Origin of the sequence: Elioraea thermophila (ex Habib et al. 2022) (assembly GCF_003336755.1) — a bacterium.
GTDB lineage: Bacteria > Pseudomonadota > Alphaproteobacteria > Acetobacterales > Acetobacteraceae > Elioraea > Elioraea thermophila.
On record NZ_QMDI01000002.1, the window covers coordinates 183,936 to 206,132 of the forward strand.

Below are 22,197 nucleotides of genomic sequence, written 5' to 3' on the forward strand. Positions count from 1 at the left end.
CGTCAGCCCCCGCCGTCAAAGAACCTCGCCGGCGACGATGCTGCGCACACCCCCATCTTCCATGCGAAGGAGGAGTGTCCCATCGGGGCCAAGACCCAGGAAGCTGCCCTGGAGAGTTTCCTGACGGAGCCGAACCGACATCGCCGTGCCCGGAGCCACGGCGTAACACTGCCAACCGGCCAGCACCGCCGCGAGTCCCTCTCCCCCCAGCACCTCCGCCCAGGCTTGCAACCGCTGCACGATCATTCGGGCCAAGTCCTCCGCTTCCGGCACGGTGGTCGCGTAGGCGGAAAGAGCAATCGCTGGCCGATCCATGGGCTTCGGCGCCGAGTGGAGGTTGACCCCGATCCCGGCAACCGCCCAGGCACCGTCATCCGCAGACTCGATCAGGATGCCCCCGAGTTTCGCTCCGTCAAGCAGGAGGTCGTTCGGCCACTTCAGGCGCAGCAGACGCGGATCCTGGAGCAGGGGCGCGAGAGCGTCCGCCGTCGCGACGGCCGCGACAAACGACCACGCCGTCACCAGCCGAACGGTGCGCGGGTCGAGCACGACCGACAGGAAGAGGTTGCCCCGGCCACCGAGCCAACGTCGGCCATGTCGTCCTCGTCCCGCCGTCTGCTCCCGCGCAAGCACCGCCGTCCATGGCGCGGCCCCCGCCTGAGCGAGCGCGATGGCTCGATCGGACGTGCTCGGCAGGACGTCGTGGATCTCCAGCCGGCCGGAGGTGATCACGGGACGAGAAGCGACCGTGCCGCCCCGCCCGCTGCCATCAGCAGCGGCGACGGCAGCAGCACGAATCCTGCCGTGAGAATGCTGCTGAATGCGACCACGACCGCCACGCCGCCATGCAGAGCCTCGAAGGCCCCCACTGGTTTGTCGAAATACATCACCTTCACGATGCGCAGGTAGTAGAAGGCGGAGACGACGGAGGCCAGCACGCCGACCACAGCCAAGGGCCAAAGCCCTGCCTCGATGGCTGCGAGGAAGACCCAGAGCTTGGCGAAGAAGCCCGCGAGCGGGGGAATGCCGGCCATGGCAAACATGAGAACCGCCATCGCCAGAGCGAGCCCAGGCGCAGTTTCCGACAGTCCGGCAAGGTCCTCGATCCGTTCACACGCCCCCCCTTGACGGTGCATGGCGACGATGCAGCCGAACACGCCGAGGTTCATCACCACGTAGATCGTCATGTAGAGCAGGACGGACCGCAGCCCCTCCTCTCCTCCCGCTGCCAAGCCGATCAGCGCGTAACCGACATGGCCGATCGAGGAGTAGGCCATCAGCCGCTTGATGTTGACTTGTCTCAGTGCGGCGAAGGCACCGACCAGCATGGAGGCGATGGCGAGCAGGACGATGATCTGCGTCCACTGCGCGACCGCCGCACCGAAGGGTCCCGCCAAGACGCGCATCAGCACCGCGATGGCCGCAAACTTCGGCGCCACCGAAAAGAAGGCGGTTACCGGCGTCGGCGCGCCTTCGTACACGTCGGGGGTCCACATGTGGAACGGGACCGCCGAGACCTTGAAGGCGAGGCCAGCGGCGACGAAGCAGAGTCCGACCACGAGCCCGATGGCCATCGGTCCGGCGCCGATTGCGGACGCGATCCCCTCGTACCGTGTCGTGCCGGCAAAGCCGTAGGTCAGCGACATCCCGTAGAGCATCATCGCGGAGGCGAGTGCACCGAGCACGAAGTACTTCAGCCCGGCCTCGCTGGCGCGCAGATCGTCGCGGCGCACGGCCGCCAGCACGTAGAGCGACAGCGAGGATAGTTCGAGCCCGACATAGAGGCTCATCAGGTCGTTCGCCGACACCATCATGAGCATGCCGAGGGCGGCGAACAACACGAGAATCGGATACTCGAAGCGCTCGATCCGCTCCCGTCGGTTCCACTCGAGCGAGAGGACAAGAGCGAAGGCCGCCGCGCCGAGCACCGCTGTCTTCACGAAGACGGCGAAATCATCGACCAGGAACAGACCACCGAAAGCAACACGAGGACGATCGCTGCCCAGAACGAGTACGGCGGTCAGCGCAAGCGTTCCGACCGAAAGGGGCGACACGATGTCGGTCGCACCTCGACGCAGAAAAACGCCGAGCATCAGCAGTGCCATCGCCGCGAGGGCGAGCACGAGTTCCGGCAGCGCAGCGTGCCAGTTCAAGATGCCTTCCATGGCGGTCAGAGGCCTGCCAGCTGTCGGGACGCGCCGAGCATCGCCTGATGCCGGTCGAGCAAGCTCGCGACCGAGACGCTGAAGAACTGCATGAAGGAGCTCGGATAAATGCCCATCCACAGCGTCAGCGCCGCGAGGGGCGTGAACGCAGCAACCTCACGCGGCGACAGGTCGAGCAGCGCCTTCAACTCCGGCTTGGTCAGCGCACCGAACAGCACGCGACGATAGAGCCACAGCATGTACGCCGCCCCCAGGACCATGCCCGAGGCAGCAACCAGAGCAAGCACCCGGTTCACCTGCCACGCCCCCACGATGGCCAGGAACTCGCCGACGAAGCCCGACGTGCCGGGAAGGCCGACCGAGGCCATGCTGAACAGCATGAAGAGGAGCGCGTAGCGCGGCATGCGGTGCGCAAGCCCGCCATAGGCCGCAATCTCACGCGTGTGCATCCGGTCGTAGATCACGCCGACACAGAGGAAGAGTGCGGCGGACACCACGCCATGGCTCAGCATCTGGAAGATCGCCCCTTCGATCCCCTGCGTGGTGAAGGTGAAGAGGCCCAAGGTGACGAGCCCCATATGCGCGACGGAGGAATAGGCGATCAGCTTCTTGATGTCCTCCTGCGCCAGGGCCACGAGCGACGTGTAGACGACCGCGATCGCCGACAGCGCGAAGATGAGCGGTGCGAAATCGACGGATGCTTCCGGCAGCATCGGCAAGCTGAACCGCAGGAAGCCGTAGCCGCCCATCTTCAGCAGCACGCCGGCGAGGATCACGCTGCCGGCGGTGGGCGCCTCGACATGCGCATCGGGCAGCCAGGTGTGGAACGGCCACATCGGCACCTTGACCGCGAACGAGGCGAAGAAGGCGAGAAACAGCCAAATTTGCGCACTGCGCGACAGCGGGTGATCGAGCAGGAACGGGATGTCGGTGGTGCCCGCGTCGAGATAGAGCCAGATCACGGCGAGCAGCATCAGCACCGAACCCGCCAGCGTGAAGAGGAAGAACTTGAACGCGGCGTAGGTTCGCCGCGGCCCTCCCCAAATCCCGATGATGAGGAACATCGGGATCAGCACGCCCTCGAAGAAGAGATAGAAGATGACGAGGTCGAGGGCCGCGAACATGCCGACCATCATGGTTTCGAGCACCAGGAACGCGATCATGTACTCGCGCACCTTGTTCTCGACCGACTCCCAGGAGGCGATCACGCAGATGGGGGTGAGCGCGGTGGAAAGGAGGACGAACAGGACCGACAGGCCATCGACGCCGACGTGGTAGGAGATGGCGAGATCACCGAACCAGGCCGCACGCTCGACGAATTGGAAATCGGCACTGCTGCGGTCGAAGCGGACCCACAGGACGAGGCTGAGGAAGAAGACGATCAGGCTGGTCCACAGCGCGGTCCAACGCGCGTTGGAGGCGATGGTCCGCTCGTCACCGCGGACGGAGGCGATGATCGCCGCTCCCACCAGCGGGAGGAAGATGATCAGGCTAAGAAGGGGAAAACCGACGGTGCTCATGCGTCAGAGCCGGCCGGTCGCGGCGAGGGTGACGAGGACGACGAGCCCGACCAGCATGGCGAAGGCGTAGTGGTAGACGTAGCCGGACTGGATGCGGACGATGCCGCGCCCGATCCCGCGCGCCGCGGCTGCGACGCCGTCCGGGCCGTAGCGATCGATGGTGCCAAGATCCCCGCCCTTCCAGAGCGCGGTGCCGAGCGCGCAGGCAGGGCGAACGAAGAGGCGGTCGTAGAGCTCGTCAAAGTACCACTTGTTGAGCAGGAAGCGGTACGCGCCCGGAAAGGCCTCGGCCAATGCCGCCGGCAGCCGCGGCGCGAGCCCATAGAACAACACTGCCGTCGCAATCCCTGCACCCGCCAGCACGAGCGGAGCGTATTTCACCTCGGCCGGAACGTCGTGCGCGAGCTCCATGGCGCGGTGTTCAGGCGCAATCACGATCGCCTCGCGCCAGAACCCGCTGTAATGGTGACCGACGAACGGTTCGTAGAACACGAGCCCGGCGAAGACGGCACCGATCGCGAGCAGCGCAAGCGGCACGGTCATGACGGGCGGGCTCTCGTGCACATGGCTCATGGTGTGCGCGTCCGCCCGTGCCTCGCCGTGGAAGGTCAGGATGAGCAGGCGCCAGGAATAGAACGCCGTGAGGAAGGCGGCGATCAGCCCGCAGGCGAAGGCGAAGCGCCCGACGGTGGTGCCGGAGGCCCAGGCGACCTCGAGCACCATGTCCTTTGAGTAGTAGCCGGCGAAGATCGGGATGCCGGCGAGTGCGAGGCTGCCGACCCACATCATCGCGTAGGTGATCGGCACCTTGCGCCAGATGCCGCCCATGCGGCGAATATCCTGCTCGCCGTCCATGGCGTGGATGACGCTGCCGGCGGAGAGGAACAGTAGCGCCTTGAAGAAGGCGTGCGTGAAAAGATGGAAGATCGCGGCCGGATAGGCGGATACGCCGGCGGCAAAGAACATGTAGCCGAGCTGCGAGCAGGTGGAGTAGGCGATCACCCGCTTGATGTCGTTCTGCACGCAGCCCACCGTCGCGGCGAACAGCGCCGTCGCGGCCCCGATCACGGTGACGATGGCGAGTGCGGTGGGTGCAAGCTCGAACAGCGGGCTCATGCGCGCGGTGAGGAACACGCCGGCCGTCACCATCGTCGCCGCGTGGATGAGCGCCGAAACCGGCGTCGGCCCCTCCATCGCATCGGGCAGCCACGTGTGCAGGAAGAGCTGGGCGGACTTGCCCATGGCACCAATGAAGAGCAGCACCGCGCACAGCTCGACCGCTCGGAACTCGATCCCGGCGGCGGTGATCGTCCGCGCCGCCACCTCCGGCAGCGCAGCGAAGATCCCGTTGAAAGCGACACTGTCCGTCAGCGCGAACACGCCGGCGATGCCGAGCGCGAAGCCGACGTCGCCGACCCGGTTGACAATGAACGCCTTCATGGCGGCGGCGTTCGCGCTGTCGCGGTCGAACCAGAACCCGATCAGGAGGTACGAAGCCAGCCCCACGCCTTCCCAGCCGAAAAACAGCTGAACGAGGTCGTCCGCCGTCACCAGCATGAGCATGGCGAAGGTGAACAGCGACAGGTACGCCATGAACCGGGGGATCGACGGGTCGTGGCTCATGTAACCAACGCTGTAGATGTGGATCAGCGTCGAAACGACCGTCACCATCCCGACCATGACGGCAGAAAGGGTGTCGAACCTGAGCGACCAGCGCGCCTCCAGGCTGCCCGAAGCGATCCAGGTGGCGAGATCGACCGTGCGGGGGTTGCCATGCAGCGCCACATCGACGAACAGGATGGTGCCGCACAGCGCGGCGACCAACATCAGGCCGATGGTCACGCCTTGCGCGCCGCGATCGCCGAGGCTGCGCCCGAACAGCCCGGCAATCAGCGCGCCGAGGAGTGGGGGGAAGACCGCGCCGACTTCGAGCATCCCGATCAACCCCGCATCATGCGCACGTCGTCCACTTCGATCGAGCCGCGATTGCGGAAATAGACGACGATGATGGCGAGCCCGATCGCCGCCTCCGCGGCGGCGACTGTGAGCACGAACATGGTGAAGATCTGCCCCGTCAGGTCGCCCAACTGCGCGGCGAAGGCGATCAGGTTCAGGTTCACCGCCAGCAGCATCAACTCGACCGACATCAGGATCACGATCACATTCTTGCGGTTGAGGAAGATGCCGACCGTTCCGAGCGTGAAGAGAATGGCCGCGACCGCAAGATAGTGCCCGAGCCCGACTGCCGGCATCGCTTCAGTGCCCCCCATGCGGCGTGTGTTCGACCGCCCGCTCGCGCTCCTCGCCACGACTTGCCTCGGGCTTCGGCACCACGATCATGCCCGAACCCGGTTTCATCTTCACCAGGGCCAGGGTGTCCTCGACGCGCCGCGCGGTTTGCGCCGCAACGTCCTGACGCTTCACGCCGGGGCGGTCGCGCAGCGTCAGCACGATCGCGCCGATCATCGCGACCAGCAGGATCACCCCCGAAGCCTGGAACAGATAAAAATAGTCCGTGTACAGAATGAGGCCGAGGGCCGTCGTATTGTCCACTCCCGCGGGCACCGGTTCCGCGAGCAGCCGTGGCGCCTCGGCCGACAGCGACCAGACCGAGGCGAGGAACAGCAGTTCGGCCGCGAGGATCACGCCGACCACCGCCCCGATCGGCAGGTAGCGCACGAAGCCTTCGCGGAGTTCGGCGAAATTGACGTCGAGCATCATCACCACGAAGAGGAACAGCACCGCGACCGCGCCCACGTAGACGATGACCAGGATCATCGCGAGGAACTCGGCACCCGCGAGGAGGAACAAGGCGGCCGCGTTGAAGAAGGCGAGGATCAAGTAGAGAACGGCGTGCACCGGGTTGCGCGCGAGCACCACCATGGCAGCCGCGGCAATCAGCACCGCAGCGAAGGCGTAGAACGCGAGCGTGACGATCACGATGGCCGCCGGTGCACGATGGGAAGGGCGATCAGCGATATGGCGCGTCGGCCTTCAGGCGGGCCGCGATCTCCGCCTCCCAGCGATCGCCATTCGCAAGCAGCCGTTCCTTCGTGTAGATCAGCTCCTCCCGCGTCTCGGTCGAGAATTCGAAGTTCGGCCCTTCCACGATCGCATCGACCGGACAGGCCTCCTCGCAAAGCCCGCAATAGATGCACTTGGTCATGTCGATGTCATACCGTGTGGTACGGCGCGAGCCGTCCTCGCGCGGTTCGGCCTCGATGGTGATCGCCTGCGCCGGGCAGATCGCCTCGCAAAGCTTGCAGGCAATGCAGCGTTCTTCGCCGTTCGGATAGCGGCGCAGCGCGTGTTCGCCCTTGAAGCGGGGGCTGATGGGCCCCTTCTCGTGCGGGTAGTTGATGGTCACCTTCCGCTTGAAGAGATAGCGGAAGGTCAGGGCGAGTCCGGAGACGAGTTCGCTCAACAGGAAGGAGCGCGCGTTGCGATCGACGAAGCCCATGTCCGCCTCCAGGGTTGCCGCTTCCTAGCCGTGCAGCGGCCGGCCCGCAACGGCCGCCTGTCGCACCGGACCAAAGCCCGCCAGCACGTCAGGCCCCCGTCGGCAGCCAGCCCAGCAGCTTCAGGGCGCCTGCGGTCAGCACCACCCAGAGGAGGCTGAGCGGCAGGAAGACCTTCCAGCCGAGTCGCATCAGCTGGTCGTAGCGGTAGCGAGGGAACGTTGCGCGAACCCACAGGAACACGAACAAACAGAGGGCGATCTTCAGAGCGAACCACACGGGGCCCGGGATCCAGGTGAACGGCGCGATGTCGAGGGGCGGCAGCCAGCCGCCCAGAAACAGGATCGAGGTCATCGCGCTCATCAGGATCATGTTGGCGTATTCGCCGAGGAAGAACATGGCGAAGGCCATCGAGCTGTACTCGACGAAAAAACCGGCCACGATCTCGCTTTCGCCTTCCGGCAGGTCGAAGGGTGCGCGGTTCGTTTCGGCCAGCGCGGAGATGAAAAAGACGATGAACATCGGAAAGAGAGGAACGACGAACCAAAGGTCCTTCTGCGCCTCGACCACGCGCGAGAGGTTCAGGCTGCCGACACAGAGCAGAACCGTGATGATGACGAAACCGATCGAGACCTCGTAGGACACCATCTGGGCGGCCGAGCGCAGCGCGCCCAGGAAGGCGTATTTCGAGTTCGAGGCCCAGCCGGCGATGATGATGCCGTAGACGCCGAGCGAGGAGATCGCGAACAGGTAGAGGATGCCGACGTTGATGTCGGCCAGCACGAGCCCGGGCCCGAACGGGATGACCGCCCACGCGATGAGGGCCAGCGCGAAGGTGAGCATCGGGGCGAACAGGAAAAGAACGCGGTTTGCCCCTGATGGAATGACCGTCTCCTTCATCAGGAGCTTCAGCGCATCGGCGAACGGCTGAAGGAGCCCGAAGGGACCGACCACGTTAGGGCCCTTGCGCAGCTGGATCGCCGCCAGAACCTTCCGCTCCGCGTAGGTGAGGTACGCGACACCGACCAGAACGGGGATCATGATCGCGAGGATGGCCGCGACCACGAACAGGAAGTGACCCACCGGGGTGGCGAGGAAGCCGTCCATCGTGATCACTCCGCGGCGACGGCCGAGGGAGCGGCGCGCAAGGCGGCGCAAGCCGCCATGGTCGGCGAGGCCCGCCCGATCGGATCCGTGCGGTAATAGTCGCGGATGGGGGAGACGAACGGCGCCTCGCCCATCATGTCCGGATCACCGGAGGGACCGGCGGGGTCGGTGCAGCCGGCACCGACTGAGGACGACAGGCGCGGTTCCCGCCTGAGCCGCGCGCGCAGCTCCTCCAGCGTGTCGTACGGCAAGGAATGGCCGAGCGCGTCGGAGAGGGCGCGCAGGATCTTCCAGTCCTCCCGCGCTTCGCCTGGCGCGAACACCGCCCGCTCCGTCGTCTGCACCCGCCCCTCGGTATTGACGAAGGTCGCCTCCTTTTCGGTGTAGGCGGAACCGGGAAGGACCACGTCGGCGCGAGCGGCCATGGGGCCGCCATGCGTGCCGATGTGGACGAGGAACGCGCGCCCGAGATCGGCGGGGTCGAGTTCGTCCGCCCCCAGCGAGAACACGACCTCGATCTCGCCCGAGCGCGCGCCGTCGAGAATGCCGTGGAGGTCGCGTCCACCGGCACCCGGCAGGAAGCCGAGATCGAGCCCGCCCACGCGACCCGCCGCCGTGTGAAGCACGTTGAAGCCGTGCCAGTCGGGGCGGAGCGCGTTGGCCTGGCGCGCGACCGTCCAGGCGGCGGCGAGCACGGCCGCCCCGTCGGGCCGCGCTAGTGCCCCCTGCCCCACCACCACCATCGGCCGTTCAACCGACCGGAAGGTCTGCGCAAAGGGATGGTTGCCGTGCAGGAGCGCGCGCAGCGCGGCCGGCCCGGCGCCGAGATGGTCGTAGTCGTAGGTGAGATCGTGCACCTCGCCGATCAGCGCGATCGCGACCTTGCCGGCAAGCCAGCGCTTGCGGATGCGGGCGTTGAGCACGGCCGCCTCGAGGCGGGGGTTCGTGCCGATGAGCAGGATCGCGTCCGCCCGCTCGATGCCGGCGATGGTGCTGTTGAACAGGTAGAAGTCGCGCCGCGTGGCATCCAGCCGCGCCCCGTCCTGGCGGCAGTCGAGATTGGGCGAACCGAGGCGCGCAAAGAGATCCTTCGCCGCCGCCATCGTCTCGCAGTCGGTTTGATCCCCGGCGAGTGCCGCGATCCGTTCCGGCGCGGCGCCACGGAGGCGCTTCGCCACCGTCTCCAGCGCCTCTGTCCAGCTCGCCGGCACAAGCCGCCCATCCTTGCGCAGCCAGGGACGATCGAGTCGGCGGCGCACCAATCCGTCGAGCGAGAAACGCGCCTTGTCCGAAATCCACTCCTCGTTGATCTCGTCATTCACGCGGGGAAGGATGCGCAGCACCTGCCCGCCCCGGCTGTCGATGCGGATCCAGGAGCCGACCGCGTCGGTGACGTCGATCGAATCGGTCTTCGTCAGCTCCCAAGGCCGCGCGATGAAGGCGTAGGGCTTGGAGGTGAGCGCGCCAACGGGGCAAAGGTCGATGATGTTGCCGGAGAGTTCGCTCGTCAGCGCGCGCTCGACGTAGGTGGTGATCTCCATCTGCTCGCCGCGGCCGGTCGCTCCGAGTTCCGGCACGCCGGCGACCTCGGTGAGGAAGCGCACGCAGCGCGTGCAGTGGATGCAGCGCGTCATCACCGTCTTGATCAGCGGGCCGAAATCCTTGTCGGGCACCGCGCGCTTGTTCTCGTGATAGCGGCTGCGATCGAAGCCATAGGCCATCGCCTGGTCCTGCAGGTCGCACTCCCCGCCCTGGTCGCAGATCGGGCAGTCGAGCGGGTGGTTGATCAGCAGGAACTCCATCACGCCGCGGCGGGCGGCACGCACCGTCGGGCTGTCGGTCCGGATCACCATGCCGTCGGCTACCGGATAGGCGCAGGAGGCGATCGGCTTGGGCGCCTTCTCGAGTTCAACGAGGCACATGCGGCAATTGCCGGCGATGGAGAGGCGCTCGTGGTAGCAGAAACGTGGGATTTCCTTGCCGGCGAGCTCGCAGGCCTGCAGAACCGTGATCCCCGGGGGGACTTCGAGTTCCGTGCCGTCGATGGTCAGTTTCGGCATCGCCCCCTCACTCGGCTGCCAACGCCCGCCCCACCGTCACTCCGCCGCCAGCGGCACCGCGCCGCGGCGTGCCTTGTAGGCCCTGATCCGCTCCTCCATCAGCGGGCGGAAGTGGCGGATCAGGCCTTGCACCGGCCAGGCGGCGGCATCGCCGAGCGCGCAGATCGTGTGCCCCTCGATCTCCCGCGTCACCTGTTCGAGCACATCGATTTCCTCGATCTCCGCCCGGCCCTCGACCATGCGCTCCATCACCCGCCACAGCCACCCGGTGCCCTCGCGGCAGGGCGTGCACTGGCCGCAGGATTCGTGCTTGTAGAAGCGTGAGAGGCGCGCGATCGCACGAATCGGGTCGGTCGAGCGGTCCATCACGATCACGCCCGCCGTGCCGAGGCCGGACTTCACCTCGCGCAGGCTGTCGAAGTCCATCAGCACCGTGTCGCAGATCTCCTTCGGCAACAGCGGCACCGAGGAACCACCGGGAATGACGGCGAGCAGGTTGTCCCAACCCCCGCGCACCCCACCCGCGTAGCGCTCGATCAGCTCGCGCAGCGGAATCCCGAGCGCCTCCTCGACGTTGCAGGGTCGGTTCACGTGGCCGGAGATGCAGAAGATCTTCGTCCCCGTGTTCTTCGGCCGGCCGATCGAGGCAAACCAGGAGGCGCCGCGGCGCAGGATCTCGGGCACGACCGCGATCGATTCGACATTGTTCACCGTCGTCGGGCAGCCCCAGAGCCCGACCGCGGCGGGAAAGGGCGGTTTCAGCCGCGGCATGCCCTTCTTACCCTCGAGGCTCTCGAGGAGTGCGGTCTCCTCGCCGCAGATGTAGGCGCCCGCCCCGCGCGTCACCTTGAGGTCGAAGGCGTAGCCCGATCCGCAGGCGTTCCTGCCGATCAGCCCCGCCTCATAGGCCTCATCGATCGCGTGTTGCAGCCGCTTGTACTCGGCGTGGAATTCGCCGCGGATGTAGATCCAGGCCTCGTGCGCGCCCATCGCGACGGAGGCAAGAAGGGCTCCCTCGATCAGCTTGTGTGGCTCGTGGCGAAGGATGTCACGGTCCTTGCATGTGCCGGGCTCGCTCTCGTCGGCGTTGATGACGAGGTAGTGGGGACGGTCCTTCACCTGCTTCGGCATGAAGGACCATTTGAGCCCCGTCGGGAACCCAGCACCGCCGCGGCCGCGCAGGCCCGAGGCCTTCACCTCCTCGACGATCCACTCCCGCCCCTTCTCGATCAGCGCCTTGGTGCCGTCCCAGTCGCCGCGCGCGCGCGCGCCGGCGAGCCGCCAGTCGTGCTGGCCGTAGAGATTGGTGAAGATGCGATCGCGATCGGCCAGCATCGGTTCAATCCGTCTTGGCGATGTCGACGAGCGTGGCGCCTTCGACCTCAGGCCAGCCCTCCGGCGCCGAGGCCTGGCGGCGCCGCACGGAGCCGGGTGCGGGGCGTTCGCCGCGGCGCAGGGCCTCGAGGATGCGCTCCGTCGCCTCGCCGTCGAGATCCTCGTAGAAGTCGTCGCCCACCCAGAGGATCGGCGCGTTGACGCAGGCCCCGAGGCACTCGACCTCCTCGACCGAGAACATGCCGTCGGGAGAAACTTCTCCGTCCGGAACGTTGCCGGCAGCGCGACGGCAGGCGGCGAGCACGCCGTCTGAGCCGCGCAGCCAGCAGGGCGTGGTGGTGCACACCTGCAGATGGAAACGCCCGACGGGCCGCGTCTTGAACATGGTGTAGAAGCTCGCGACCTCGTAGACGCGGATCTTCGGCAGGCCGAGGATGTCCGCCACATGGTCCATTGCCGCGCGGGGAAGCCAGCGCGCGCCGGTCTCCTCCTCCATCTGCCGCTGGGCGAGATCGAGCAGCGCTTTCACGGCCGCGGCCTGACGCCCCGGCGGATACTTCGCGATCTGCGCCTCCGCCTTCGTGCGATAGGCCGGCGTGAAGGCAAAGGTTTCCGGTCCGCCCTCGAAGGGGTGGGCGGGAGTCCAGCGCGCCGGCTTGTGCGCAGGCCCGCTCATCGGTCGATCTCGCCGAACACAATGTCGAGGCTGCCGATGATCGCCACCGTGTCGGCCAGCATGTGTCCCTTGGCGAGCCGATCCATCGCCTGCAGATGCGCGAAGCCGGGCGCGCGGATCTTGCAGCGATAGGGCCGGTTGGTGCCGTCGGCGATGAGATAGACGCCGAATTCCCCCTTCGGTGCCTCCACCACCGTGTAGGTCTCGCCGGCCGGCACGTGGTAACCCTCCGTGTAGAGCTTGAAGTGATGGATCAGCGCCTCCATCGAGGTCTTCATCTCGGCGCGCGAGGGTGGGGTGATCTTGTGGTCCTGCACCTTGACGGGGCCATCGGGCATGCGCGCGAGGCACTGGCGGATGATCTTCAGGCTCTCGCGCATCTCCGCCATGCGCACGAGGTAGCGATCATAGCAGTCGCCGTTGCGGCCGACGGGGATGTCGAAATCCATCTCGGCGTAGACGTCGTAGGGCTGGGCCTTGCGCAGGTCCCAGGCCGCGCCAGAGGCGCGCAGGCAGGGCCCCGACCAGCCCCAGGCGAGCGCCTCCTCGAGCGGCATCACGCCGATGTCGACCGTGCGCTGCTTCCAGATCCGGTTCTCGGTGAGCAGGCCCTCGAGGTCGTCGAGGAACTTCGGGAAGGTGTCGCACCAGGCGGCGATGCGATCGGTGAGCCCGGCGGGCAGATCCTTCGCGACACCGCCCGGGCGAAAGTAGTTGGCGTGAAGGCGCGCGCCCGAGGCGGCCTCGTGGAACTCCATCAGCTTTTCGCGCTCCTCGAAGCCCCAAAGTGCCGGGGTGATGGCGCCGACGTCGAGGCCATAGGTGGTGATGTTCAGCAGGTGATTGAGGATGCGCGTGATTTCGGCGAACAGGACGCGAATGTATTGCGCGCGCGGCGGCGGCGTGATGCCGAGGAGCTTCTCGACCGCGAGGGCGAAGGCGTGCTCCTGGCACATCGGCGAAACGTAATCGAGGCGGTCGAAATAGGGCACCGCCTGCATGTAGGTCTTGTACTCGATCAGCTTCTCGGTGCCGCGGTGCAACAGGCCGATGTGCGGGTCGGCGCGCTCCACCACCTCGCCATCCATCTCCAGCACCATGCGCAGCACGCCGTGCGCCGCCGGGTGCTGCGGCCCGAAATTCATCGTGTGGGTGCGGATCGCCGCCCCAGGCCCCGTTTCGCCAGCGCCGATGACGACTTCAGCCACGGTACACCTTCTCGTCTCCCGGCAGCGTGGTCATGCCTTCCCACGGCGAGAGGAAATCGAAGTTGCGGAAGTCCTGAGCGAGCTTCACCGGCTCGTAGACGAGTCGCTTCGTTTCCTCATCGTAGCGAAGCTCGACGTGACCCGTCAGCGGGAAGTCCTTGCGCAACGGGTGCCCCTCGAAGCCGTAGTCGGTGAGGATGCGGCGCAGGTCCGGGTTGCCCTCGAACACGATGCCGAACAGGTCCCAGGCCTCGCGCTCGAACCAGCCCGCCGCCGGCCAGATCTCGACCACCGACGGCACGGGGGTCGCCTCGTCCGTCGTCGTGACCACGCGCACGCGGCGGTTCGGCACCGGTGCGAGCAGGTTGTAGACGACCTCGAACCGCTCCGGCCGCTCCGGCCAATCGACGCCGCAGAGATCCATCAGTTGCACAAAGGCGAATCGAGGATCGTCGCGCAGCGTGCGCATGAGCGCGAGCAGATGTTCCCGCCGCGCATCGATGCGCAGTTCGCCGAGCCGTTCCCCCCAGGATAGGACGGCCTGCGGGCACGCGGCAGCGATGTCCTCGCCCAAGCTGGCCAGTGTGCTCGTCATCTGGAGGGCCCGATCAGCGCCGCAGGATGGAGCCGCTGCGGCGGATCTTCTTCTGCAGCTGCATGATGCCGTAGAGCAGCGCCTCGGCCGTCGGCGGGCAACCGGGCACGTACACGTCCACGGGCACCACACGGTCGCAGCCGCGCACGACGCTGTAACTGTAGTGGTAGTAGCCCCCGCCATTGGCGCAGGAGCCCATGCTGATCACCCAGCGCGGTTCGGGCATCTGGTCGTACACGCGGCGGAGCGCGGGCGCCATCTTGTTGGTCAGCGTACCGGCGACGATCATCACGTCGCTCTGGCGCGGGCTCGCGCGCGGGATGATGCCGAAGCGATCGAGATCGTAGCGGCTCATGTAGGCGTGGATCATCTCCACCGCGCAACAGGCAAGCCCGAAGGTCATCGGCCAGAGACTGCCCGTGCGGGCCCAATTCACCAGCTTGTCGAGCTGGGCAACCAGAAACCCCTTCTCGACCAGTGATTGGGTCGCCTGCTTCAGCACCGCGTCCTGCGCGGGGCCCGGCGGCAGCGCCTCCCGGTTCCAGGCAATCGAGGTCGTCATCGCCAATCCTCCCCCGCACTCACTCCCACTCGAGAGCACCCTTACGCCACTCGTAGATGAAACCGACGGTCAAAACCGCAAGGAAGGCCATCATCGAGCCGAAGCCGAGCCAGCCGATGTCGCCGAGTGCCACGGCCCAGGGGAAGAGAAAAGCGACCTCGAGGTCGAAGATGATGAACAGGATGGCGACCAGGTAGAAGCGGACGTCGAATCGGCGTCGGGCGTCGTCGAACGGATCGAAACCGCATTCATAGGGCGACAGCTTGGCTGCATCGGGGTTCTGGCGCGCCGCGAGCAGGCTGCCCACAACCATGGCGACCGCGATGACGGCCGCGATGCCGATGAACACCAGGATCGGGAAATACTCGGCGAGATCGACGCTCACGACGAAAAGACGCTCCTCCCGGCCTCGCCAGCAGGCGAGGCTCACCCACCGTTAGCATAGAGGGGCGCGCCCCGCTTTTCCAGCGGCTTGCCGAAGCGTTTCGTGCGTAATGGCGGAAGAGAGTGGCGCGAGTGACGGGGCTCGAACCCGCGACCTCCGGCGTGACAGGCCGGCGCTCTGACCGACTGAGCTACACCCGCGCGATCAATGTGGAACTACGGTCGGTGCCCGGCGAAGTCAAGCACCGCACCGGGCTGGTGGGCGGTGACGGGGTCGAACCGCCGACATCCTGTGTGTAAGACAGGCGCTCTACCGCTGAGCTAACCGCCCACCTGCACGTCGAGCACGATCGCGAAGCCGCGCGTGCCGGCCGAAACCGGCCGCGTGCCCTGCGAGAAACCTCAGTTGACCGCCTCTTTCAAGCCCTTGCCGGCCTTGAAGCGGACGCTGACGGTCGCCGGGATCTTGATCTCCTCGCCGGTGCGCGGGTTGCGGCCCTTGCCGGCCTTGCGCTTGGAGGTCGAGAAGGTGCCGAACCCCACGATCCGCACCTCCTGCTTCTTCTTCAATGCCCCCTCGATCGCGGCGAAGACGGTGTCGATCACCTCGGCCGCCTTGGCCTTCGACAGGTCGGTCTTGTCGGCGACGTGCGCCACCAGATCGTTCTTGTTCACCTCTGCTGCCCTCTTGCCCTTGCGAGATCGGCCAAGCCGGCGCCGACTCGGAACCGGCTCCGTACCGATCGGCACTCTAGGCAGCGGATTTTGCCCCCGTCAATCAGAGGGGCAGGAAAAGTCGCGGAAAACCGCCACTTTCCCTGCCCTCCTGCAGCGGGAGCCTTGTTTTGCCTGCCTTTCCGGCCACCGACTCGGCGCTCGGCACGGCGCGGGCCGACGCGTCAGTGCGCGAGTCGCCCGACCGCAGCCTCCGTCGCACCCTTCTCCGCCGCCGGCTCGACCGGCTCCTCCCAGGCGATCGGAGTCGGCTGGCGGGTCAACGCCTCGCGGATCACCTCGTCCACCGAGGATACGGGCACGATCTTCAACCCCTTCTTCACGTTGTCGGGGATCTCCGCGAGGTCCTTCTCGTTCTCCTTCGGAATCAGCACCGTGGTGATGCCGCCCCGGAGGGCTGCGAGCAGCTTCTCCTTCAGCCCGCCGATCGGCAGCACGCGCCCGCGCAGCGTGATCTCGCCGGTCATCGCGATGTCGCGCCGCACCGGGATCCCCGTCAGCGCCGAGACGATGGCGGTCGCCATGGCGACGCCGGCCGACGGCCCGTCCTTCGGCGTCGCCCCCTCCGGCACGTGCACGTGGATGTCGCGCTTCTCGAACAAGGGCGGCGCGATGCCGAACTGCAACGCGCGCGAGCGCACGTAGCTCATCGCCGCCTGCACGCTCTCCTGCATCACGTCGCCGAGCTTGCCGGTGTGCTTGACGTTGCCCTTGCCGGGCATCACCACCGCCTCGACGGAGAGGAGTTCGCCGCCGACCTCCGTCCAGGCGAGCCCGGTGACGACGCCGACCATGTCCTCGGCCTCGGCCTCACCGTAGCGGTACTTCCGCACCCCGGCATACTTCTCGAGGTTCTTGCGCGTGATGGCGACCTTGCCGGCCTTCTTCTGCACGATCTCGCGCACCGCCTTCCGCGCGAGGCCGGCGATTTCGCGCTCGAGGTTCCGCACGCCGGCCTCTCGCGTGTAGTAGCGGATGAGGTCGCGCAGCGCGTCGTCGGAGATCGACCACTCGGACGGCTTCAGCCCGTTCGCCTCCGACACCTTCGGGATCAGGTGGCGCTTGGCGATCTCGACCTTCTCGTCCTCCGTGTAGCCGGGGATGCGGATGATCTCCATGCGGTCGAGCAGCGGCTGCGGCATGCGCAGGCTGTTCGCCGTGGTGACGAACATCACGTCCGAGAGGTCGTAATCCACCTCCAGGTAGTGGTCGTTGAAGGTGCTGTTCTGCTCCGGGTCGAGCACCTCGAGCAGCGCCGAGGACGGATCACCCCGCCAATCCGCGCCCAGCTTGTCGATCTCGTCCAGCAGGAAGAGGGGGTTGGAGGATTTCGCCTTCTTCATCCCCTGGATGATCTTGCCCGGCATCGAGCCGATGTAGGTGCGACGGTGGCCGCGGATCTCGGCCTCGTCGCGCACCCCACCCAGCGACATGCGCACGAAGTTCCGCCCCGTCGCCTTGGCGATCGACTTGCCGAGCGAGGTCTTGCCCACGCCGGGCGGTCCGACCAGGCACAGGATGGGACCGCGGATCTTCTGGCTGCGCGCCTGCACGGCCAAGTACTCGAGGATCCTCTCCTTCACCTTCTCGAGACCGTAATGGTCGTCGTTGAGAATCTTCTCCGCCGCCGCCAGATCGGTCTTGATCTTGGTCTTCTTCTTCCAGGGGATGGAGAGGAGCCAGTCGAGGTAGTTGCGCACCACCGTGGCCTCGGCGCTCATCGGGCTCATGGTGCGCAGCTTCTTCAATTCGGCGAGCGCCTTCTCGCGCGCCTCCTTGGAGAGCTTGGTCTTCTTGATCTTCTCCTCGATCTCGGCCGCCTCGTCCCGGCCGTCCTCGCCTTCGCCGAGCTCCTTCTGGATCGCCTTCAGCTGCTCGTTCAGGTAGTACTCGCGCTGCGTCTTCTCCATCTGCCGCTTGACGCGGTTGCGGATGCGCTTCTCCACCTGAAGCACGCCGATCTCGCCCTCCATATGGGCGAAGACCTTCTCGAGCCGCTCGGCGACGTTGGCGGTCTCCAGCAGCGCCTGCTTCTCGGGGATCTTCAGCGAGAGGTGCGAGGCGACCGTGTCGGCGAGCTTGGCCGGGTCCTCGATCTGGTTGATCGAGACCAGGACCTCGGGCGGGATCTTCTTGTTCAGCTTGATGTACTGCTCGAACTGCCCGACCACCGTACGCGCCAGCGCCTCGAGCTCGCGCGCATCCCCGAACACCTCCTCGATCGGCTGAATGAAGCCTTCGAAGTAGGCCTCGGTTTCCTTGAAGGCGACGATCCGCGCACGCCGCCCGCCTTCCACCAGCACCTTCACCGTGCCGTCGGGCAGCTTCAGGAGCTGCAGCACGGTGGCGATCGTGCCGACGTGATAGATGTCGTCGGTGCCCGGATCGTCCTGCGCGGCGTTCTTCTGGGTGACGAGCAGGATCTGCTTGTCGTCCTTCATCACCGCCTCGAGGGCGCGGACGGACTTCTCGCGCCCCACGAACAGCGGCACGATCATGTGCGGGAAGACGACGATGTCGCGCAGGGGCAGAACAGGCAGCGTGGCCGCGGTCTCCGGACCCTGGGCGGGCGTCTTCGGCTGGTCGGTCATCCTATCCTCTCCTGGTCGGCGGCCCTGCCGTCGCACCTTCGGTCACGCCGGCCGGCCCCGTCTGTGACAGTTCGGCATATGGGGAGCGCGCGGGGCTTCGGCACCCCTGTCGTGGCAGGGCGGCTGCGCGGCGGACGCAGCCGGAGCGACCCGCCGCCGTTTCCTCAAGCGCTGGTGGTCTCGCCGCGACGTTCGGCGTAGATGTAGAGAGGGCTTGCTCGGCCTTCCGCCACCTCGCGGTTCACCACCACCTCTTCCACCCCGTCGAGCCCGGGCAGGTCGAACATGGTGTCGAGCAGGATGCTCTCCATGATCGAGCGCAGGCCGCGCGCCCCGGTGCGGCGCTGGATGGCGCGCGCGGCGATGGTGCGCAGCGCGTCGTCGGTGAAGGTGAGTTTCACGCCCTCCATCTCGAACAGGCGCGCGTACTGCTTCACCAGCGCATTCTTCGGCTTGGTCAGGATGTCGACCAGGGCCTGTTCGTCGAGATCCTCAAGGGTCGCGATCACCGGCAACCGGCCGATGAACTCCGGGATCAGGCCGAACTTCAGCAGATCCTCGGGCTCGACCTCCTTCAGCAGCGCCCCGGTGCGCCGCTCATCCGGGGCACGGACGTCGGCGCCGAAGCCGATCGCCGAGCCCTTGCCGCGGGCGGCGATGATCTTCTCCAGCCCGGCGAAGGCACCGCCGCAGATGAACAGGATGTTCGAGGTGTCGACCTGCAGGAACTCCTGCTGCGGGTGCTTGCGACCGCCCTGCGGCGGCACGGAGGCGATGGTGCCCTCCATGATCTTGAGCAGCGCCTGCTGCACACCTTCGCCCGAGACGTCGCGCGTGATCGAGGGGTTGTCCGACTTGCGGCTGATCTTGTCGACCTCGTCGATGTAGACGATGCCGCGCTGGGCGCGTTCGACGTTGTAGTCCGCCGCCTGCAGCAGCTTGAGGATGATGTTCTCGACGTCCTCGCCGACGTAGCCCGCTTCCGTCAGCGTCGTCGCGTCCGCCATGGTGAACGGCACATCGAGGATGCGGGCGAGCGTCTGGGCGAGCAGGGTCTTGCCCGATCCGGTGGGCCCGATCAGCAGGATGTTGGATTTCGCGATCTCGACGTCGTTGTTCTTCTGCCCGTGCGCCAGCCTCTTGTAATGGTTGTGCACGGCCACGCTCAGCACACGCTTTGCGTGATCCTGCCCGATCACGTAATCGTCCAGGACCTTACAGATCTCGCGCGGGGTGGGGATGCCATCGCGCGTCTTCACGAGGTGCGACTTGTGCTCCTCGCGAATGATGTCCATGCAGAGCTCGACGCACTCGTCGCAGATGAAGACCGTCGGGCCTGCAATCAGCTTGCGGACTTCGTGCTGCGACTTGCCGCAGAACGAGCAGTACAGGGTGTTCTTGGAATCGCTCGATTTGCTCATGCCCGCTCCCGAGCTCGGCACGCCGCCAAGCCCCTGATGTTAGGGCTGACCGCAGATGGAGACAAGGACGGTGGGCCGGTCCGAACCCCGACCGGCCCCCACCGCCTCACTTCTTCTCGGCCTCTGGCGCGGGCCGGTTCTCCACCACCTGGTCGACGATGCCGAAGGCCTTCGCCTCTTCGCCGGACATGAAGCGGTCGCGTTCGAGCGTGCGCTCGATGGTCTCGATGTCCTGGCCCGTGTGCTTGGCGTAGATCTGGTTCAGCCGGGCCCGGATGGCGAGGATCTCGCGCGCCTGGATCTCGATGTCGGTCGCCTGGCCCTGCGCACCGCCCGAAGGCTGATGCACCATGATCCGGCTGTTCGGCAGGGCGTAGCGCTTGCCCTTTGCGCCGGCGGCGAGCAGCAGCGAGCCCATCGAGGCCGCCTGCCCGATGCAGACCGTGCTCACGGGGCTGCGGATGTACTGCATGGTGTCGTAGATCGCGAGGCCCGAGGTGACCACACCGCCGGGGCTGTTGATGTAGAAGGCGATGTCCTTGTTCGGGTTCTCGCTTTCCAGGAACAGGAGCTGCGCACACAGGAGGCTTGCCACCTGGTCGTAGACCGGCCCGGTGAGGAAGATGATCCGCTCCTTGAGCAGGCGCGAGTAGATGTCGAACGCCCGCTCGCCGCGCGCGGTCTGTTCGATCACCATCGGCACCAGGGTGTTGCTGTACACCTCCAGCGGGTCACGCTCGCGGAACAAGGCTGTTTCCTTCCGTTTCCGAGGGTTGTCGATCGTCCCGTCGATCGACCTTCAACAATATAGTCTCATCCCGCCGCCGCGCCAGCCGCCGGAGCGTCCGCCGGCGCATCGGGGTCGCGCGCAAGCTCGGCAGGCTCCACGGTGCGCTCGGTCACCTTGGCCAGCGCCACCACGAAGTCGATCACCTTGTCCTCGAAGATCGGCGCCCGCAGCCTTTCCACCGCCTCCGGGTTCTGCTGGAAGAACTCGACCACCTTGCGCTCCTGGCCCGGGTAGCGCGAGGCCTCCGCCATCACTGCCCGGCGCAGCTCGTCCTGCGACACCGACAGGTTGTTCGCCCGCCCGATCTCGGCCAGCAGGAGCCCAAGCCGCACCCGCCGTTCGGCGATCGCCCGATACTCGGCCTTCAGCGTGGCCTCGTCCTTGCCGCGATCCGCCTCGTCGAGGCGGCCCTCCTTCATCTCCTGCTCGACGCGCTGCCAGATGCCGCCGAACTCGGCTTCCACCATGCCTTCGGGCACGGGGAAAGCGGCGCGCTCGGCCAGCGCGTCGAGCACCGCCCGCTTCAGCCGAAGCCGCGATAGCTGGTCGTACTCGCGCTGAATCGCGTTGCGCACGGCCTCGCGCATCGCCTCCAGCGTCTCGAAGCCGTGCTTCTTGGCGAGCTCGTCGTCGACCGCCGGCGGCAGGGCGCGCCTGAGCGCCTTCGCCGTCACCGTGAACGTGGCCTCTTTGCCGGCAAGCTCCGCCGCCGGATAGCCCTCGGGAAAGGTGACGACGATCTCCTTCGTCTCGCCGGGCGCGAGCCCGACCAACCCCTCGGTGAAGCCGGGAATGAAGCCCGTGCCCCCGACCTCGATCTCGAAATCGGAGGCCGTGCCGCCCTTGAACGGCTTGCCGTTGATCCGGCCGACGAAATCGACCACCAGCAGGTCGCCGACCGCCGCCGGGCGGGCCTCCTCGATCGGTTCACTGCGCCGATGCCGCCGGGCGATCTCCTCGAGGCGCCGCGCCACCTCCTCCTCCGAGGCGGTGGCGACGAGCTTCTCCACCGCGATCTCGGACAGCTCGGGGATAGTGATTTCGGGGAGTACCTCGATGTCGAGGGTGAACTCGAGATCCGCCCCCTCCGACCAGTTCACGATGTCGACCCGCGGCCGCGCCGCCGGCTTCAGTCCGTGATCGGCAACCACACGGCGCGCGGCGTCATCGAGCGAGCGCTCCAGCACCTCGCTCATTACCGCCTGGCCATAGCGCTGGGCGACGATCTTCGGCGGCACCTTGCCGGGCCGGAACCCCGGCAGGCGAAGCTGGCGACCGAGCTCGGCCAGCCGCGCCTCCTTGCGCGCGGCGAGTTCCGCCGCCGGCAGGACCACCGAGAACGCGCGCCGCAACCCTTCCGCCGGCTTTTCCACCACCTGCATGAGCAATCCGCCTCACCTCACCCCGCCCGCGTGGGCGGTGCCTGCACTGGTGCGGGCGGAGGGATTTGAACCCCCACGACTTGCGTCACCGGAACCTAAATCCGGCGCGTCTGCCAGTTCCGCCACGCCCGCCGAACCCGCGCCGACCGCACCACCCGCGAGAGAGAGGGCGCGTCTAGCGCACCCCCGTGCGCTGGGCAAGGCGCCG

20 protein-coding genes and 3 tRNA genes are annotated in these 22,197 nt (G+C 66.8%); all 23 read right to left on the reverse strand.

Translation table 11 applies throughout. The features are described from left to right. Positions 1–15: 15 nt before the first annotated feature. Positions 16–732: a biotin--[acetyl-CoA-carboxylase] ligase gene (locus DWB05_RS02675; RefSeq protein ID WP_157967047.1), complete on the reverse strand. Its 717-nt coding sequence runs from the start codon at positions 730–732 to the stop codon at positions 16–18. Next, the gene (nuoN, locus tag DWB05_RS02680) at positions 729–2,153 is read right to left on the reverse strand and encodes an NADH-quinone oxidoreductase subunit NuoN (RefSeq protein ID WP_456298224.1); all 1,425 of its coding nucleotides are present in this window, start codon (positions 2,151–2,153) and stop codon (positions 729–731) included. Before nuoN ends, DWB05_RS02675 begins: the two co-directional genes overlap by 4 nt. A gap of 17 nt (positions 2,154–2,170) precedes the next feature. Beyond that, positions 2,171–3,685, reverse strand: a complete 1,515-nt coding sequence (locus tag DWB05_RS02685; protein ID WP_114374787.1) for an NADH-quinone oxidoreductase subunit M — start codon at positions 3,683–3,685, stop codon at positions 2,171–2,173. Positions 3,686–3,688: 3 nt separating this feature from the next. Continuing rightward, positions 3,689–5,620, reverse strand: coding sequence for an NADH-quinone oxidoreductase subunit L (gene nuoL, locus DWB05_RS02690; RefSeq protein ID WP_114376512.1), 1,932 nt, complete (start codon positions 5,618–5,620; stop codon positions 3,689–3,691). Between the two features lie 5 nt (positions 5,621–5,625). Further along, a complete protein-coding gene (gene nuoK, locus DWB05_RS02695) occupies positions 5,626–5,937 on the reverse strand; it encodes an NADH-quinone oxidoreductase subunit NuoK (RefSeq protein ID WP_114376513.1) in 312 nt (103 codons plus the stop codon). 4 nt (positions 5,938–5,941) lie between these two features. Then, a complete protein-coding gene (locus DWB05_RS02700) occupies positions 5,942–6,625 on the reverse strand; it encodes an NADH-quinone oxidoreductase subunit J (RefSeq protein ID WP_198669032.1) in 684 nt (227 codons plus the stop codon). A gap of 31 nt (positions 6,626–6,656) precedes the next feature. Beyond that, complete coding sequence (gene nuoI, locus DWB05_RS02705) at positions 6,657–7,145, reverse strand: NADH-quinone oxidoreductase subunit NuoI (RefSeq protein WP_114374791.1); 489 nt, start codon at positions 7,143–7,145, stop codon at positions 6,657–6,659. Positions 7,146–7,233: 88 nt separating this feature from the next. Beyond that, positions 7,234–8,250: an NADH-quinone oxidoreductase subunit NuoH gene (gene nuoH, locus DWB05_RS02710; RefSeq protein ID WP_114376514.1), complete on the reverse strand. Its 1,017-nt coding sequence runs from the start codon at positions 8,248–8,250 to the stop codon at positions 7,234–7,236. Between the two features lie 5 nt (positions 8,251–8,255). Further along, complete coding sequence (gene nuoG, locus DWB05_RS02715) at positions 8,256–10,310, reverse strand: NADH-quinone oxidoreductase subunit NuoG (RefSeq protein ID WP_114374794.1); 2,055 nt, start codon at positions 10,308–10,310, stop codon at positions 8,256–8,258. Between the two features lie 36 nt (positions 10,311–10,346). Next, positions 10,347–11,645, reverse strand: coding sequence for an NADH-quinone oxidoreductase subunit NuoF (gene nuoF / locus DWB05_RS02720; RefSeq protein ID WP_114374797.1), 1,299 nt, complete (start codon positions 11,643–11,645; stop codon positions 10,347–10,349). Between the two features lie 4 nt (positions 11,646–11,649). After that, positions 11,650–12,321 carry a complex I 24 kDa subunit family protein gene (locus DWB05_RS02725; RefSeq protein ID WP_114374799.1) on the reverse strand — a complete coding sequence of 224 codons (672 nt, stop codon included), beginning with the start codon at positions 12,319–12,321 and terminating at the stop codon, positions 11,650–11,652. Then, complete coding sequence (locus DWB05_RS02730) at positions 12,318–13,466, reverse strand: NADH-quinone oxidoreductase subunit D (protein ID WP_198669083.1); 1,149 nt, start codon at positions 13,464–13,466, stop codon at positions 12,318–12,320. Before DWB05_RS02730 ends, DWB05_RS02725 begins: the two co-directional genes overlap by 4 nt. Positions 13,467–13,521: 55 nt before the next feature. Continuing rightward, positions 13,522–14,124, reverse strand: coding sequence for an NADH-quinone oxidoreductase subunit C (locus DWB05_RS02735; protein WP_114374804.1), 603 nt, complete (start codon positions 14,122–14,124; stop codon positions 13,522–13,524). 13 nt (positions 14,125–14,137) lie between these two features. Then, positions 14,138–14,686: a NuoB/complex I 20 kDa subunit family protein gene (locus DWB05_RS02740; protein WP_114374806.1), complete on the reverse strand. Its 549-nt coding sequence runs from the start codon at positions 14,684–14,686 to the stop codon at positions 14,138–14,140. Positions 14,687–14,705: 19 nt separating this feature from the next. Next, positions 14,706–15,071, reverse strand: coding sequence for an NADH-quinone oxidoreductase subunit A (locus DWB05_RS02745; RefSeq protein ID WP_114376515.1), 366 nt, complete (start codon positions 15,069–15,071; stop codon positions 14,706–14,708). A 123-nt stretch (positions 15,072–15,194) separates the two neighbouring features. Then, positions 15,195–15,271: transfer RNA gene (locus DWB05_RS02750), tRNA-Asp, on the reverse strand. Positions 15,272–15,326: 55 nt separating this feature from the next. Next, positions 15,327–15,401 (reverse strand) — tRNA-Val (locus DWB05_RS02755). Positions 15,402–15,472: 71 nt separating this feature from the next. Further along, the gene (locus DWB05_RS02760) at positions 15,473–15,745 is read right to left on the reverse strand and encodes an HU family DNA-binding protein (RefSeq protein WP_114374808.1); all 273 of its coding nucleotides are present in this window, start codon (positions 15,743–15,745) and stop codon (positions 15,473–15,475) included. 224 nt (positions 15,746–15,969) lie between these two features. Next, positions 15,970–18,396 carry an endopeptidase La gene (gene lon, locus DWB05_RS02765; protein WP_114374810.1) on the reverse strand — a complete coding sequence of 809 codons (2,427 nt, stop codon included), beginning with the start codon at positions 18,394–18,396 and terminating at the stop codon, positions 15,970–15,972. Between the two features lie 164 nt (positions 18,397–18,560). Next, on the reverse strand, positions 18,561–19,817 hold the full coding sequence (gene clpX / locus DWB05_RS02770) for an ATP-dependent Clp protease ATP-binding subunit ClpX (RefSeq protein WP_114374812.1): 1,257 nt from the start codon (positions 19,815–19,817) through the stop codon (positions 18,561–18,563). A 106-nt stretch (positions 19,818–19,923) separates the two neighbouring features. Next, positions 19,924–20,565: an ATP-dependent Clp endopeptidase proteolytic subunit ClpP gene (gene clpP, locus DWB05_RS02775; protein WP_114374814.1), complete on the reverse strand. Its 642-nt coding sequence runs from the start codon at positions 20,563–20,565 to the stop codon at positions 19,924–19,926. A 65-nt stretch (positions 20,566–20,630) separates the two neighbouring features. Further along, a complete protein-coding gene (gene tig, locus DWB05_RS02780) occupies positions 20,631–21,989 on the reverse strand; it encodes a trigger factor (protein WP_114374816.1) in 1,359 nt (452 codons plus the stop codon). Between the two features lie 47 nt (positions 21,990–22,036). Continuing rightward, positions 22,037–22,121 (reverse strand) — tRNA-Leu (locus DWB05_RS02785). Positions 22,122–22,197 lie beyond the last annotated feature (76 nt).